This window comes from Bacillus sp. FSL R9-9834 (genome assembly GCF_038006905.1).
GTDB lineage: Bacteria > Bacillota > Bacilli > Bacillales > Bacillaceae_G > Bacillus_A > Bacillus_A pacificus.
Window position 1 is genome coordinate 5072378 of the sequence record NZ_JBBOWD010000001.1, and the last position, 15429, is coordinate 5087806.

Here is a 15429-nt window from a genome sequence, read left to right on the forward strand (position 1 = left end):
ATTCACTCAATACTCAGAAGTTATGATCGGTGTGCCAACCACAATTGTATCTTTGTTGTCTGTAGAACGTATTGCTATTTGCACATTTATTTTCTCTCTATTTGTTGAAAGAGCGTCATCCCACTTTTTATTGTATGCGGAGACTGACACAAATGCTCTTTCTTCTATCTGTTCGATCGCTCTTGCTGAAAGATCTTTCAAAACCTGATTGGTTTTATTTTGCAAAACACCTTCAATCTTATCATTCAGTACACCTTGAACACAAGTGTAAATTATAGGTTTTTCACTAAAAATTTTATTCGTTTTCTGAATGTACTTCGGGTCCCATTTTGCCCCGCTCACTTCAAAAATAATGAAAGTGTTTTCTTTAGTATTTTCCTTACTCCAAGTTACTACTACTCGTTCTTCATAAGAAGAAAACTTTTTATAGGATGTAGCTTTATATCCATCTGGAGATTGCTCTAATTCCCACTTTTGAATATTCGCCTTGTCCTTCACATCGTTTAACAACTTTTGAAACGTATGTATATTAGAAATCGTTTTTGTTTCTCGCGCTAGCCATGACCATTTTTCTACTTTAGCATCATTTTTCTCTACAGCTGCGATCATGCTCTCCATCTTCTGTTCATCGCTCATTGGTTTCATCTCTCTATACCCAACCAAAAATAAAACAACACTTAATGCAACAACAAGAATGGCTTTAAGCTTCAATTTCATCCCCTCCTATCCCCATTGTTAACGGAGATATGAGGTTCTATACACTTACTTTACTAAATACGTTAAACTCTTTGAATAGCCTAAATAATCAAGGAAAAAATTACTTACAGATGTCCCAATTGCAATTGTAATTAAGATGAGTAATACTCTCGTCTGCATCACCTTTCCAGGCTTCATTAAACGCTCAATGTGAATACCTTGTAAGGCCCACCACGTAATGGTAATAAACAATAAATGCGAAACGATGGCAATCAGTGCTTGTTGCCCTAAAAGATGTGCCAAAAAACCGACTCCTTTTTACCTAGCTACTACTTACGAAATCATATAAAGTGAAACTTTAATCAGTGGGGGTTTTCTTCATCCCCCACTGATTATTAGTTGAACCAATCGGACTTTTATGGGCAGTTGATCCCCACCTAACTTCTTTGCTTTCGCTGCATTTTGAGGTGGGGGGCTTACTGCCCATTAAAGTCGGATAAAAACGATACCATAATAAGTAGGAGCCACACTTTTTCAAATACAAATAAGCATCTTACATTTTACATCGTAATTTTCTCTTTAAAAGCGTATACTTATATGCATTTTCAATCGTAGTTCACACAAAATAAAAAGCGCAGAGTAACGACTCCACACCTTTTATTTTCACTATTGTACCACGTTCCCTAAGAAGAAGAAATCTTTCATTAATGGAAAATATTCATAAAAGAAATTGTACCCAATCATCGGCATAATCCCTAGTATTACAATCGAAATTGCGCAAAGGCTCATCACAACCTTTATGTTGAGTGGCAAACGAATTTTCTCTTCTACTTCTCCTGTACGGAAAAACATTTGCTGTAAAATACGGAAATAATATACGAATGAAATGACTGTCGTCCCCATCATAATAGAAGCTAGTACGTAATGAGCTGGCTCTACATGAAGAGCCCCTAAAAAGATGTTAATTTTCCCAATGAAACCAGCTGTTCCTGGTATCCCCGCTAGCGATAAAATAAAAATCGTCATCACGATTGCTGTAAATGGCGACCTTTTATATAATCCGGTGAAAATGGTGATATTTTCTTTGTCGCTTTGTAAGATTAAGCCGTGGATAATTGCAAACGCGCCTATATTCATAAGCATGTACGCAAGCATGTAAAACCACATGCTATCCATCGTAAATGGTGATAATGCTACAAGCGGTACGAGTAAATACCCTGCATGCGCGATTCCTGAATAAGCAAATAGGCGTTTTACGTTATATTGCTTTAATGCGACTACATTTCCAATAATCATCGTAATACTAGCTAGCACAGCGATGTATATGCTCATACGTCCGTATAGAGATTGCGTGTCTCCTTGCACCGATACACTTGCAAAAACCATGAGGAACAAACGAATAATGAGTAAGAACCCCGCAATTTTAGAAATCGTTCCAAGAAAAGCAGTAACAGGTGTAGCCGCTCCCTCATATACATCAGGCGCCCACATATGAAACGGCACTGTCGCAATTTTGAATGAGAGCCCAACGAGTAATAATAGAAATGCAAGAGCTAGCAATAACTGAATGCCACCAGCCAATTCCCCAGCAAATACCTTTTGCATATCCACAATATTAGTTGATCCTGTAATGCCGTATAAATAACTCATTCCAAAGAGCGTAATTGCCGTTCCAATTCCTCCATTAATGACATATTTCATTGCTGCCTCATTTGATGCACGGTTCTTTTTTCGTATTCCTACTAAAATGTAGGAAGAAAGTGAAAGCAATTCTAAACCGACGAAAAGTGTAATGAAATCAACGCTAGAAGCCATAAACATCGCCCCAAGAAGCGCCATTAAAAATAAGTAATAATATTCTCCCTTATCTTCAATTGGATTTTTCTTATCATCGCTCATTGCGATGCATAAAATGAGGGCCGCCCCGCCTAACAACAACGTTTTAAATCCTTTTGAAAATCCATCTAACACAAATGATCCATTTAAAATATCTCCTGCTGGTTCGCTATATAGCGTAATTAGTGACACGATTGCTAATACGATCGCCGCGATTGCACCAAGTGCTACGTATCTATGGTTCAGCTTAAAAAACAAATCACATATGGAAAGAAGGATGGCAGCACCGAGAATAATGAATTCTGGCACCATGAGATGCCACGATAAGCTAAGTAACGTATTCATATCCATCCTACTTCACCCCCAATGTTTTCAACGTATTTTGAAGCGGATCCCCTAGTATTTCTGGCATTACGCCAATTGCAATAATGCAGAAGATAAGTAGCAATATAGGAACATACTCCCATCCGTGTATATCAGCTTTCGCTTCCCACTCTTTCTTACCAAATGTTACTTGCAGTGTTGCTCTTAATACGTATACAGCGGTTAAAATGATGCCAAGTACTCCTGCCGTAGCAATAACTGGCTCTCCTTGGAATAAACCGAGAAAGGCAAGAAATTCGCTAACAAATCCGGACATCCCCGGCAATCCAAGCGATGCCATTCCTCCCGCTAAGAAGAATCCGCTAAGTACCGGTACACTTTTTGCAAGTCCGCCAAGCGCTGTAATATCCGACGTTCCAAAACGCTGTTCTATAACACCAAGTAAGAAAAAGAGTAAGGCTGCAATTAAACCGTGCGAAACAACTTGGAATAGAGCGCCTTGTGTACCTGGTGCATTTAACGCCCCAAGGCCCATTAATACAATACCCATATGTGAAATACTAGAGTAAGCAAGCACCTTCCGGAAGTCCGTTTGAATGAGCGCTAAGAAGGCTCCGTACAATAAATTGATGACTCCTAAAATCGCAATGAGCGTTGCAAACTCGCGAAAGTATTCCGGGAATAGTCCCTGGCCGAAGCGGATTATACCGTATGCTCCAATCTTCAGTAAAACACCTGCATGAAGCATAACTACAGCCGGATGTGCTTCAATATGTACATTGACCATCCAGCGATGTAACGGGAAAACGGGTAGTTTAATCGCAAAAGCGATCATTATGCTAAGAAACAAGCCGAACTGTAAGCTACTTGAGACAGCCATTCCTCCGCCAGCACCTACACTCGTTAATATTTCTTTAAGCTCTGTAATATTGGTTGTACCTGTTTTCGCAAATAAAACCGAGAAAACGATGAGCAAAATAGCGGAGCCAATACCGTTATATATTAAATAACTATAAGCAGCCTTTTCACTCGACAATTTCCCCCACTTCCCAATTAATAAAAACATCGGTGGCAATGTAATTTCAAAGAAGATAAAGAACAACATTAAATTTTGAGCAGCGAAGACACCGAGCATCCCTATTTCTAATATGAGTAACAGCATATAAAATGCTTTCAAGTTTCTTTTAATAGTAAATGCCGCAATTGCTGCAAGCATCGCTAGAAGGGCCGTCAGTACCATCATAACGAGCGATAAACCATCAATACCAAGCTCGTAATAAATGGAAAACCACCTTTTATCCACCGCTGCAAAATCCCCAAATGTAATCCATTTCACTTTTTCATCAAATAGAGACAAACTCTTTCCAGAAGCATATGTACAAGCGAGGACGATAGCGATTCCGAATGGAAGCGCTGTTCCAAATAAACCGAGCGCTCGCACTGTACGCGATTCTTTTTTCGGTGTGAATGTAAGTAAGAGCATTCCTAAAAGCGGGGAAAAAATGAAGAACGTTAATAACAAATCATTCATCGTAAATCCCCTCCCGTATAGAGCAAAATAATGAAGAGTACTGCCAGTGAAACAGCTGTTACAGTCCCATACACTTGTACATTTCCGTTTTGGAGTCTAGAGCCAATTGTACTTATCCCTTTCACTAAACTCCCTATTAAAATGGCAATTCCTTCGACTACATACACTTCAAATAGGCGAAGCACATGAGCGATTCCTTTCGTAATAGGAAGCACCGTCATATTGTATAGTTCATCCACATAATATTTTTCTTTCAAAAGTTTATAAAGAGGCGAATCCTCGCCACCAGTCCAATCTCTAGAAATAGATTTCTTGCCATATATGACATATGCAAGAGCAATCCCAGTCAAAGAAACGAGCGTCACAACAATCATAATCCAAACTGGTCCGTGCGCCTCTCGCACTTTAAACGCTACATCTTTCGTAAGCCAATCTCCGAGAAACGTTCCAAACCATGGTGTATTTATATAACCTGCCACGACTGCAAGAACGCCAAGGACAATCATCGGATACGTCATAATGCGGGGCGATTCATGCACATCTTCCTTCGTCTTCGCTTCCCCCGTAAAGACAAGAAAGTATAGGCGGAACATGTAGAACGCTGTTAGGAATGCTGCAATTATCGCTAAGACGAATAAAACGTAATTGCCGTTCATCCAAGCTGCCGCTAAAATTTCATCTTTACTAAAGAAACCGGAAAGGAGTGGCACACCACTAATTGCAAGAGTACCGATTAAAAATAAGGCACCCGTTACTTTCATCTTCTTCTGTAAGCCGCCCATTTTATTAATGTTTTGCGTATGCACTGCATGAATGACACTTCCTGCTGCCAAAAATAGTAATGCTTTAAAAAAAGCGTGTGTCGTTAAATGAAACACACCAGCTACATAACCGGCAGACCCTAGTGCAAGCATCATATACCCGAGCTGGCTAACTGTAGAATAAGCAAGCACTCTCTTTATATCCGTTTGTACAAGACCGATGGAAGCTGCAAAGATTGCAGTGAAGGCTCCAACAATTGCTACCGTCTGCATCGCCACCGCACTTGCTGAAAATAGCGGAAACATCGTTGCCACTAAATATACGCCAGCTGCGACCATCGTCGCCGCATGAATAAGTGCCGAAACAGGCGTCGGCCCTTCCATTGCATCTGGTAACCACGTATGAAGCGGGAACTGACCTGATTTCCCCATCGCCCCGATAAAAATTAATATCGCCGTTATTGTAATCATTGTCGGAGTCAGATCACCCGTATGAATCGCTCTGAAAATTTCGTCATATTCAAAACTACCTGCATGCCAGAAAATTAAGATCATCCCAATAAATAAACCGACATCGCCAATACGTGTCATAATAAAAGCTTTTTTCGCAGCAGCCTTCGCTTCTTCTTTAAAGAAATAAAAACCGATGAGTAAAAATGAACCAAGGCCGACTAACTCCCAAAATATATAAAGCTGTAATAAATTCGGTGATATAACAAGCCCGAGCATCGCAAATGTAAAGAGTCCTAAATAGGCATAAAAGGTTGGTAATCTTTCCTCACCTTTCATATACCCTTTCGAATACACGTGTACAAGTAAACTCACAAGTGTAACGATAAACAACATTAAAGCCCCTAATGCTGTCACTTCAAAGCCAAATGATATATCAATATCTCCAGCTCTAAGCCATACCCACTTATGCTTCACTGGTACTGTCGAAAACCGTTCTATTAATACAAGTACCGCAAATATAAAGGAGAGAAAGACGAAGAAAATACTAAGTACACTGCTTCCTTCTCTAATTTTCTTCCCGAATATAATTAATAACAAAAACGAAACAAGCGGGAAAAGCGGTATGAGCCATGCATAATCGATCATTGTTTCCTTCCCCCTTTTCGGTCACAATGTTATCCTTTAAGCGTATCCATTTCATCTACATGAACTGTCGTACGATTACGATATAAAGCAATTAAAATGGCGAGTCCTACCGCCGCCTCCGCTGCTGCTACGGCCATCGTAAACAGAGAGAAAATTTGCCCTGTTAAATTTGGGAACAAACCTAATTTACTAAACGCTACTAAATTTAAATTGGCTGCGTTCAGCATTAATTCAATACAAACTAATACAATCACTGTATTGCGCTTCGTTAAAGCTCCAAATAAACCGATGCAAAATAAAATAATCGCAAGCGTTAAATACGCAGAAGCAGGAACGCTACTCATTGGAATCCTCCTCTTTCTCATCCTTCTTCGCAAGAATAATTGCGCCAACAAGTGCTACAAGTAAAATAACTGAGGTTAGCTCAAATGGAATAATATATTTTGAATAGAGAAGTGTACCGATTTGAAGTGTGTTTTTTTCATGGAGAGGTAAACTTCCTTGTGTGCTTTCATTTGCAAAATCAATATTGTTAACAGCGAAATACATAACTGCCCCAAATGCTACAACCGCAAAGAAGATAATCCATTTTCGAAGAGTAAGACGTGATTCATTTTCTGCGTTATGTTTCGTTAACATAATGCCAAAAATCATAATAATTGTGATCGCACCCGAGTAAAGTAAAATTTGCGCAACCCCGATAAATTCAGCTGATAATAGAAAGTACAAACCTGCAATGCTGAGAAATGTTAGAACGAGAGCTAGCATCATATGCATGACCTTCGTTACATTCAACATAAGAACGCCGCCGATAATTGCAGACAAGGATAGTATAAAGAATGCTATAAACTCGCCATTCATGCTTTATTCTCCTTCCTGACGTTTTCGTCGTTTTCATCAAGCCACTGCAAATTTTTGAATAAGTCATCCCGTGAATATTCCGCGAGTTCAAAGTTATTTGTCATAACGATCGCCTCTGTCGGACAAACTTCTGTACATAAATCACAAAGAATACAAATTTCAAAATTAATATCGTACGTATCGATAATTTTTCCTTTTTTCGTAGGATCCGGATGTTTTTTCCCCGTTAACTGAATACAGTCTGTCGGACAAATATTGGAGCACTGATTACAAACAATACACTTTTCTGGATAAAACTTTTGAATCCCTCGAAAACGATCTGGCAATGGCAACGGTTGATTAGGATAATCATACGTCACCTTCTTTTTACTCAAATTGCTTAATGTATATTTTAGTCCTTTAAATAGCCCTTTCATCTCTTACTGGCACCCCCCTCATAGATTAGAAGAATAACTCCTTAATCAATGCCGTTAAGAAAATATTTGCAAGTGCAATTGGCAATAATACTTTCCAGCCAAACTCCATTAACTGATCACCTCTTATACGCGGAAACGTAACGCGGAACCAAATTAATAGAAAAACTACACTGCTAAACTTTAAAGCAAACCATACGGCACCTGGGATGAATCCAAGGAACATAACTGGATTCCATCCGCCTAAAAAGAGCACAGTAATTAAAGATGCCATCCCGAAGAAATATACGTACTCTGAAAGCATGAAAAACGCCCAGCGAAACCCTGAGTATTCCGTATGATATCCAGAAACAAGCTCCGACTCAGCTTCTGGTAAATCAAACGGCGTCCTATTTAACTCTGCTACCGCTGCGATTAAAAATACGACGAAACCGATTGGCTGCACGAAAATGTACCAAACATTCTCCTGCGCTGCTACGATTTCATTTAAATTTAGGCTACCAGCTAACAAAACGATCCCGATTACACTCATTACGAGCGGAATTTCATAAGAAATCATTTGCGCCGCTGCACGCATCCCTCCTAAAAGGGAATATTTATTATTCGATGCCCATCCTCCGGTTACGACGCCAATCGTCGTAATGCCAGAAACAGCAATGTAATACAGTAAGCCTACGCCAATATCTGCGAACTGAAATTTATCAGTAAACGGGATGACTGCAAGAACCATAAATGCTGGCGCAAATGCAATGACAGGCGCTAATATAAACAACGGTTTATCTGCCGCCTTCGGAATACTATCTTCTTTCAATAATAGTTTTAAAACATCGGCTACCGTTTGCAGTAAACCGAACCGGCCCCCGACTTGGTTTGGCCCAATCCGCCCTTGCATAAACCCCATCACTTTCCGTTCTGCCAAAATACCATATGTAACGAAGCCAAGGACTGCAAATAATAGGAGCACCGCTAATCCGAAAAAAATGAAGAAATTCGTCCAGCTAGAAGGTGATTGTAAGAGCGTTTCAATCATTAGCCATCAACCTCCCCAAGTACAATATCCACTCCACCTAAAATCGTAATTAAATTGGCGATGTTTTCACCTTTCAATAACTTCGGTAAAATTTGCAAATTGTAAAAAGACGGCCTGCGAAACTTCAAACGGTATGGCTCTTTCTTTCCGTCACTAGCAATATAGCAACCAATCTCTCCTCGCGGCGACTCTATACGGACGAATGCTTCCCCTTTAGGAGCCTTAATAATCTTCGGTACTTTCGCAAGTACTGCTCCTTCTTTCGGGAACTGCTGGACAGCTTGCTCGACAATTTTTAACGACTCCTCAATTTCCTTCATGCGGCAAACGTAGCGATCCCAAGCATCCCCCACGCTCCCCACAGGAATATTGAAATCAAAACGGTCGTAAATGGAGTACGGTTCATCCTTGCGAAGATCCCAGTTTACTCCGGTGCACCGCAAATTCGCTCCGCTTAAAGAATACGAAATTGCATCTTCTTCGCTATATATACCAACGCCTTTTACACGATTTAAGAAAATCTCATTGCCACTAACGAGATCATGGTAACCCGCCAATTGCTCTCTCATATACGGAACAAATTCTTCCACTTTTTCAATCCAACCGTCCGGCGCATCCCACTTTACACCGCCGACTCTCATATAGTTAAAAGTAAGCCGGGCACCGCATAATTCGTTTAATAAATTAATAATCATCTCCCGCTCACGGAACGCGTATAAAAACGGGCTGACCGCTCCTATATCGAGAAGATTTGTCCCCCACCAAACGAGATGACTCGCAATCCTTCCAAGTTCCATTGCAAGTACTCGTAAGTATTCAGCTCGCTCTGGAATTTCAAGCCCCATCATCGTCTCTACAGCGTGGCAAATGACGTAATTATTCGTCATAGCCGATAAATAGTCCATCCGATCTGTATAAGGGATAATTTGCGTATACTGTAAGCTCTCTGCAATCTTTTCGGTCCCGCGATGCAAATATCCAATAACCGGTGTAGCTTCTTTAATAATTTCCCCGTCAATTTTAATAACAAGCCTGAACACACCGTGTGTACTCGGATGCTGAGGACCTACATTCAAAAGCATTTCTTCCGTACGGATCATTTAGCTACACCTCCACATCATACGGTTCATAATCTTTTCTAAGCGGATGTCCTATCCAATCATCGGGCATTAAAATACGCGATAAATTCGGATGTCCCTTAAATACAATGCCGAGCAAATCATACGCTTCCCGCTCTGGCCAGTCCGCCCCTTTCCAAAGCGGCGTCACCGATTCTACTTGCGGCGCTTCCCGATCCAGCTTCACCTTTACCGCTACTGACTGTTTCTTTCCATATGAAAATAAATGAACATACACTTCCATATGTGTCACAAAATCCGTCGCATGTAACTCTGACATATAATCAAATGCAAGTTCCTCATAGGATCGCAGTAACTCCATTACTTCATAATATTTTGAGGGCTCCACTACAAGAGTTGGTACATCTTTGGAAAGTTTATTAATGTAGCAATCTACTAAAGCATCCTCTCCTACTTTTCCCTTAATAACTTCAACATACTGATTTAAATACGGTTGATTCACGGATGGCTCTTCCTGCTTCGCTTCCTCTTCCTTCTTACCTTCAGCACCCTCCATCTTCGCCCTTGCAGCCGCTGCCGCTTTTGCTTTTGCGGCCGCTGCTGCCTTCGCTTTCGCCTTGGTCTTTTCTTCTTCTGTTACTTCTTCCATTCCTTCTCTTTTTTGTTTTGCTAGCGCCGCCGCTTTCGCTTTTGCGGCCGCTGCTGCCTTCGCCTTCGCCTTGGCCTTTTCTTCTTCTGTTACTTCTTCCATTCCTTCTCTTTTTTGTTTTGCTAGCGCCGCCGCTTTCGCTTTTGCGGCTGCTGCTGCCTTCGCCTTTGCTTTGGCCCTTTCCTCTTCCGTCACTTCTTCTGTTCCTTCTCTTTTTTGTTTTGCTAACGCCGCCGCTTTCGCTTTTGCGGCCGCTGCTGCCTTTGCTTTCGCCTTGGCCTTTTCTTCTTCTGTTCCTTCTCCTTTTTGTTTTGCTAGCGCCGCCGCTTTCACTTTTGCGGCTGCTGCAGCACGGCGTTTCGCTTCTTCCACAGTCATACCATCATTTTTTGATAGCGCTTTCTCTTTTTCTTGATTTTCTTCCTCAAGTTTACTTATTTCCGCATTATGTTTCGCAACGAGACGCTTTCTCGCCTCTTCTTTCGCACGCCTAGCCGCTTCTCTTTTCAAATCCTCTAAATCTTTGTTTGGATCACTCATTTATTCGTCACCTGCTTCCCCGTCTTTGCCTCGTAACGAATTTTTTCTTTTAATTTATTAATGCCATAAATTAAAGCAGCGGGATTTGGTGGGCAACCAGGGATATACACGTCAACTGGTACAATTTGATCTACACCTTTTACAACAGCATATGAATTTACATACGGGCCCCCTGCTGTCGCACAAGATCCCATTGCAATAACCCATTTCGGTTCAGGCATTTGATCATATAAGCGCCGAACAATAGGAGTCATCTTCTTCGTTACCGTTCCCGACACAATCATAACATCCGATTGCCTTGGTGAAGTCCGAAAAAATGACCCAAATCGATCTAAATCATAATGTGATGAACCTACTCCCATCATTTCAATTGCGCAACATGCCAGTCCAAATGTCATTGGCCATAAAGAATTACTTCGCGCCCATCCCTTCAACTGTTCCAATGTAGAAAAAAAGATATTTCGTTCTAATTCCACTCGCTCATTTGGATGTAATTCCTCAAAATTTATAACCATTGTAACACCTTCTTTTTCCAAGCATACGCTAACCCAACTAGCAACATTACAACAAAAATGAACATTTCAATCAGTGCAAATAAACCGAGCTTGTCATATGCAACAGCCCATGGATATAAAAATAAAGTTTCTACATCAAAGATGACAAACAATAAAGCAAAAATATAATAACGAGCATGAAACCGAATATTTGCATCATGAAAAGGCTCAATCCCACTCTCATACGTCGTCGCTTTCGCTGCACTTGGTTTATTTGGGCGCAGCATCCTTCCTAATGTAAGAGCCACTACCGGAAGCAATATGCCTAATAGCAAGAAAATCAAAACAATCATATAACTATTTTCATATACACTTGCCATTGTGAAACCCTCCCCCCTAAATTAAGAACAAGTTCACTTAGTAAACAATATGTCCTAGTTGCAGTAATTATTATTTTTAAATTTTTCTAAATAATGCAACTATTTTAATCATTATAGCAAACTTCAAATTCCTATGTCGATATGTTGGGGACAGAAACGAGAATTATTAAAATCTATTTTTATAACTGGCTATACCTGTGCAAAATAAGTATAGAAACTATAAAAAATAAAAAGAGGAATTTATATGTATATACCGTGGGTGAGATAAATGAAAAAACAAACACATGTAAGCATTCTTATAAGCATTATATTGTTGTCTATAATGATTCATTACGTGACAATGCCTTTTCTATATGAATACTCATTTCCTTTTCAAATATTAATTGGTATGAGTACATTATTCATTGATGTTATCGCTTGTAGTTATATACTTTATTTTTCAAACATGAAAGAAGGGTTACCTCGTTTATTTTGGACCATTTTATGTGTTGGAACCCTCTCTTATTTCATTGGTGATATCATCGTTGCCTATCAACGTTTAATTTTAAAGGACTACTATACATTCGTTGATCCGTCTGATTTTTTTTATCTACTTTTTTTAATTAGCTTTGCATTTGCCTTTCTATATGAAATCATTTATAACCGAGATTTATTAGAAAAGCTTTTTATGATATGTGATATTTGTATTATTGTTACAGCACAGTTCACTTTAAGTTACTACTTACTTATTGAACGAACCATTTACATTTCTTCAACATCCTATATCGACATATTTGTTCAACTTACTTATCCAATGACCGATTTACTCTTTTTTCTCATAGGGATTAACCTTTTATTCAAACCACTTTCCTTATTACCGAAAAAAGTCGGTGCGCTCCTTGGTAGTGCTTTAATTTTGTATGCGACTACAGATGCGATTTATGCTTATATTAAATACTTCACGCCCGAATATTCTATGTTTACAATTACTCCTCTCTATCAAGTAACTTTAGTGCTAGTAGCAATCGCCTGTATTCTTCATACAAAAGAACCTGAAAAACAAGAACAAGTGCTATTAACACCTAAACTTGGGGAAGCGATCAGATTATCATTACCTTATATTTCTGTCGTAATGCTTATTGTTTTCATATTAGTCGAATATGTTTTTGCACCTATTGTAGTAATCGGGCTTATGATAACTTTCTCCTTCGTTCTCATTCGCCATAGTTTAGTTCGAAAACAAAATAAAATATTATTATTAGCCCAAATGCAATTCAACTCAGAACTCGAAAAACAAATTGAACTGCGTACAGAAGATTTAGTAGAACAAAAAAATGAACTATATCATAACCAACAAATGTTTAAATCTTTATACGAGCATCATCCAGATCCCATTTTCACATTAGATTTATACGGTAATTTTCTTAAAGTGAATAACGCTGGTACGACTTTACTCGGTTATCAAACGAATGAATTATTAAATCAACCTTACTATTCACTTACGTATGAAGAAGATTTGGAAGAAATCATCAATGCCTTCCATCGCGTAAAAAAGGGGAAATCTATTTCTTTAGAAATACGGGCATATCATAAAAATAGAGATATTTACTACTTGCATGTGACAGCTGTTCCTATCTTTTTAAAGGATCATATTTCTGGAGTTTATTTAATGATTAAAGATATTACGGAAAGCAAACAACAACAGGAACAAATTAATTTTCTAGCATATCATGATACACTAACAGAGCTTGCAAATCGACGTGCATTTCATCAATATGTAGAACAAGCAATTGCACGATCCAAAATATCAAAAATGCCTTTTGCTGTTATGTTTCTTGACCTAGATCGCTTTAAAGTTATTAACGATACCCTCGGTCATAGGGTAGGCGACCTTCTATTAATTGCAGTAGCAAAAAGACTCGAAAGTATAGCGACACCAAATATGAAGCTTGCCCGATTAGCTGGAGATGAGTTCACAATCCTTATCGAAAATTATAAAAAGAGGCCAGATGTAAAAAAAATAGCTGATACAATTGTAGCAGCCATGAACGAACCATTCGAAATTGAAAATCAACATTTACAAATCTCACCTAGCATCGGGATAGCAATATACCCTGAAGCAGGTGAAGATCCATTATCGATTTTACAACATGCTGATATGGCCATGTACGAAGCAAAAAATAAAGGGAAAAATGGTAGCTCTCTGTACACGAAAGAATTGTATAAAAAAATGGAACGAAAAGCTCGAATTGAAAAAGATTTACCACTCGCTTTAGTAAACGAAGAATTTTATCTCGTCTATCAACCACAAATTGATATTACGAAGAAAAAAATCATTGGTGCCGAAGCATTACTACGCTGGAAACACCCACTCCTAGGTGACATTCCGCCATGTGAGTTCATTCCAATTGTAGAGGAAACTCCCCAAGTCATTCCACTTGGTCATTGGGTATTAAATGAATCTTGTCGCCAGCTAAAAATATGGCATACTTTTGGCTACAAAGATTTAAAAATAAGTGTTAACTTATCAGCTAAAGAGTTCCAGCAAAATAATTTAATCGAAAATATTTTACAAATAATAACAGACGTTAAAGTCGATCCAAAAGATGTAACACTTGAGTTAACAGAACGAATTGCAATGATCGATGAAAAAGAAACATTATCCAAGCTAAAGCAATTAAAGGAATATGGTATTCAAACGTCCATTGATGACTTCGGAACCGGTTATTCTTCTCTTGCTTATTTATCCATTTTCCCTATTGATACATTAAAAGTACCGAGAGAATTTACACAACTCGCCGATCATCGCCCTGAAGAAAGGGCCATCGTTTCCACTATCCTTTCTCTTGCAAATACTTTAAACCTATCTGTCGTTGCTGAAGGAATTGAAATAGAAAAACAACTTAAGTTTCTACAAAAGAACAACTGTAAATATATGCAAGGTTACTATTTCAGTAAACCACTTACTAGTCATCAATTTATAAAATTTCTACAAAAAACCCCCAGTATGAATCAATAGCTCATACTGGGGGTTTTATAAAACGAATCATTAATGTGGGATGCTCCACTTTATAGTGTTGGAATTTTTTTCTCGTAATATTCCTCTGCAATCTCTTCATAAAAGGCTGCTGACGTCGTATAAAAATATGGAATTAGCCATAAGAATCCAATCCCGAGTGTAATACAACTTAATATAAACCAACCAATAAAGCTCAGACATAAAATGAAATACTCCATCTTATGCCCATCCATCATACGACGGCTTTCTGTAATCGCTTGATTTATAGAATACTCAGGGTGATCATTTATTATAAAGTACGTCATCGCATAAGAAAATGATTTAATAATGCCTGGGATAATGAACAGTAACGTCCATAAGAAAAGATAAAAATTTACTAATAAATATAATAAAAATGACTTTAAAAATCTCTTTCCCTCTGAAAACCAAATGAACACATTACCGATACTAGCTTGCTTTTCACGAAGGATATTTAAAGCAAGATAATATCCACCTAAAGTTAAAGGCCCAGTAACAAAAAATGTAATGATATTTATTGAAATTGAATTTTTCGTTTCTTTCCAATCAAAAATTGAAGAAAATACCCACTCAATACTAAAACTAAAGGTCGTAAGAAGAATCGAAATCAGTAATGTTGCCCCGACAGCTAATCCCCATTTCCCTTCTAATGAGTCCAGTGCTTCTCCTTTTAAATCACTAATCATGTTTAGCCTCGCCTCCTATACACAATAATTCTATT

General features: G+C 38.7%; 15 protein-coding genes. 1 reads left to right on the plus strand and 14 read right to left on the minus strand.

Annotated elements, in window-relative coordinates:
• Positions 1–6: 6 nt before the first annotated feature.
• The 13 genes from MKY00_RS26605 to nuoA all read right to left on the minus strand — a co-directional run bounded on the left by MKY00_RS26605 (position 7) and on the right by nuoA (position 11692).
• Entirely contained in the window at positions 7–711 is a 705-nt protein-coding gene (locus MKY00_RS26605; protein WP_016718990.1) for a YwmB family TATA-box binding protein, read from the minus strand.
• Positions 712–762: 51 nt separating this feature from the next.
• A complete protein-coding gene (locus tag MKY00_RS26610) occupies positions 763–999 on the minus strand; it encodes a DUF1146 family protein (RefSeq protein ID WP_000940742.1) in 237 nt (78 codons plus the stop codon).
• 363 nt (positions 1000–1362) lie between these two features.
• Positions 1363–2877, minus strand: coding sequence for an NADH-quinone oxidoreductase subunit NuoN (gene nuoN, locus MKY00_RS26615; RefSeq protein WP_029141236.1), 1515 nt, complete (start codon positions 2875–2877; stop codon positions 1363–1365).
• Positions 2878–2884: 7 nt separating this feature from the next.
• The gene (locus MKY00_RS26620) at positions 2885–4387 is read right to left on the minus strand and encodes an NADH-quinone oxidoreductase subunit M (RefSeq protein ID WP_016718993.1); all 1503 of its coding nucleotides are present in this window, start codon (positions 4385–4387) and stop codon (positions 2885–2887) included.
• A complete protein-coding gene (gene nuoL, locus MKY00_RS26625) occupies positions 4384–6246 on the minus strand; it encodes an NADH-quinone oxidoreductase subunit L (RefSeq protein WP_016718994.1) in 1863 nt (620 codons plus the stop codon). Before nuoL ends, MKY00_RS26620 begins: the two co-directional genes overlap by 4 nt.
• 29 nt (positions 6247–6275) lie before the next feature.
• Positions 6276–6590, minus strand: a complete 315-nt coding sequence (gene nuoK / locus MKY00_RS26630; RefSeq protein WP_000100078.1) for an NADH-quinone oxidoreductase subunit NuoK — start codon at positions 6588–6590, stop codon at positions 6276–6278.
• The gene (locus tag MKY00_RS26635) at positions 6583–7107 is read right to left on the minus strand and encodes an NADH-quinone oxidoreductase subunit J (RefSeq protein ID WP_001012806.1); all 525 of its coding nucleotides are present in this window, start codon (positions 7105–7107) and stop codon (positions 6583–6585) included. Before MKY00_RS26635 ends, nuoK begins: the two co-directional genes overlap by 8 nt.
• Complete coding sequence (gene nuoI, locus MKY00_RS26640; protein ID WP_000677191.1) at positions 7104–7523, minus strand: NADH-quinone oxidoreductase subunit NuoI; 420 nt, start codon at positions 7521–7523, stop codon at positions 7104–7106. Before nuoI ends, MKY00_RS26635 begins: the two co-directional genes overlap by 4 nt.
• 25 nt (positions 7524–7548) lie before the next feature.
• A complete protein-coding gene (nuoH, locus tag MKY00_RS26645) occupies positions 7549–8550 on the minus strand; it encodes an NADH-quinone oxidoreductase subunit NuoH (RefSeq protein ID WP_000573430.1) in 1002 nt (333 codons plus the stop codon).
• Positions 8550–9650 (minus strand): NADH-quinone oxidoreductase subunit NuoD, encoded by a 1101-nt coding sequence (nuoD, locus tag MKY00_RS26650; protein WP_016718995.1) that lies wholly within the window; start codon positions 9648–9650, stop codon positions 8550–8552. The genes nuoH and nuoD overlap by 1 nt, the downstream gene beginning before the upstream one ends.
• 4 nt (positions 9651–9654) lie before the next feature.
• Positions 9655–10818, minus strand: a complete 1164-nt coding sequence (locus MKY00_RS26655; RefSeq protein WP_262731315.1) for an NADH-quinone oxidoreductase subunit C — start codon at positions 10816–10818, stop codon at positions 9655–9657.
• A complete protein-coding gene (nuoB, locus tag MKY00_RS26660; protein WP_016718996.1) occupies positions 10815–11333 on the minus strand; it encodes an NADH-quinone oxidoreductase subunit NuoB in 519 nt (172 codons plus the stop codon). The genes MKY00_RS26655 and nuoB overlap by 4 nt, the downstream gene beginning before the upstream one ends.
• Positions 11324–11692, minus strand: coding sequence for an NADH-quinone oxidoreductase subunit NuoA (nuoA, locus tag MKY00_RS26665; protein ID WP_016718997.1), 369 nt, complete (start codon positions 11690–11692; stop codon positions 11324–11326). Before nuoA ends, nuoB begins: the two co-directional genes overlap by 10 nt.
• Positions 11693–11960: 268 nt before the next feature.
• Here nuoA and MKY00_RS26670 point away from each other — a divergent pair, with 268 nt between their 5' ends.
• On the plus strand, positions 11961–14690 hold the full coding sequence (locus tag MKY00_RS26670) for a putative bifunctional diguanylate cyclase/phosphodiesterase (RefSeq protein WP_341035390.1): 2730 nt from the start codon (positions 11961–11963) through the stop codon (positions 14688–14690).
• A gap of 50 nt (positions 14691–14740) precedes the next feature.
• Here MKY00_RS26670 and MKY00_RS26675 read toward each other — a convergent pair whose 3' ends face one another.
• Positions 14741–15394 carry a DUF975 family protein gene (locus MKY00_RS26675; protein WP_016718999.1) on the minus strand — a complete coding sequence of 218 codons (654 nt, stop codon included), beginning with the start codon at positions 15392–15394 and terminating at the stop codon, positions 14741–14743.
• Positions 15395–15429 lie beyond the last annotated feature (35 nt).

Bases quoted from the DNA above. Each gene is read 5' to 3' on its own strand.
- nuoA (WP_016718997.1), bottom strand. From the start codon at position 11,692: ATGGCAAGTGTATATGAAAATAGTTATATGATTGTTTTGATTTTCTTG.
- MKY00_RS26620 (WP_016718993.1), bottom strand. From the start codon at position 4,387: ATGAATGATTTGTTATTAACGTTCTTCATTTTTTCCCCGCTTTTAGGA.
- nuoN (WP_029141236.1), bottom strand. From the start codon at position 2,877: ATGAATACGTTACTTAGCTTATCGTGGCATCTCATGGTGCCAGAATTC.
- nuoI (WP_000677191.1), bottom strand. From the start codon at position 7,523: ATGAAAGGGCTATTTAAAGGACTAAAATATACATTAAGCAATTTGAGT.
- MKY00_RS26655 (WP_262731315.1), bottom strand. From the start codon at position 10,818: ATGAGTGATCCAAACAAAGATTTAGAGGATTTGAAAAGAGAAGCGGCT.
- nuoD (WP_016718995.1), bottom strand. From the start codon at position 9,650: ATGATCCGTACGGAAGAAATGCTTTTGAATGTAGGTCCTCAGCATCCG.
- nuoB (WP_016718996.1), bottom strand. From the start codon at position 11,333: ATGGTTATAAATTTTGAGGAATTACATCCAAATGAGCGAGTGGAATTA.
- MKY00_RS26635 (WP_001012806.1), bottom strand. From the start codon at position 7,107: ATGAATGGCGAGTTTATAGCATTCTTTATACTATCCTTGTCTGCAATT.
- nuoH (WP_000573430.1), bottom strand. From the start codon at position 8,550: ATGATTGAAACGCTCTTACAATCACCTTCTAGCTGGACGAATTTCTTC.
- MKY00_RS26670 (WP_341035390.1), top strand. From the start codon at position 11,961: ATGAAAAAACAAACACATGTAAGCATTCTTATAAGCATTATATTGTTG.
- nuoK (WP_000100078.1), bottom strand. From the start codon at position 6,590: ATGAGTAGCGTTCCTGCTTCTGCGTATTTAACGCTTGCGATTATTTTA.
- MKY00_RS26675 (WP_016718999.1), bottom strand. From the start codon at position 15,394: ATGATTAGTGATTTAAAAGGAGAAGCACTGGACTCATTAGAAGGGAAA.
- nuoL (WP_016718994.1), bottom strand. From the start codon at position 6,246: ATGATCGATTATGCATGGCTCATACCGCTTTTCCCGCTTGTTTCGTTT.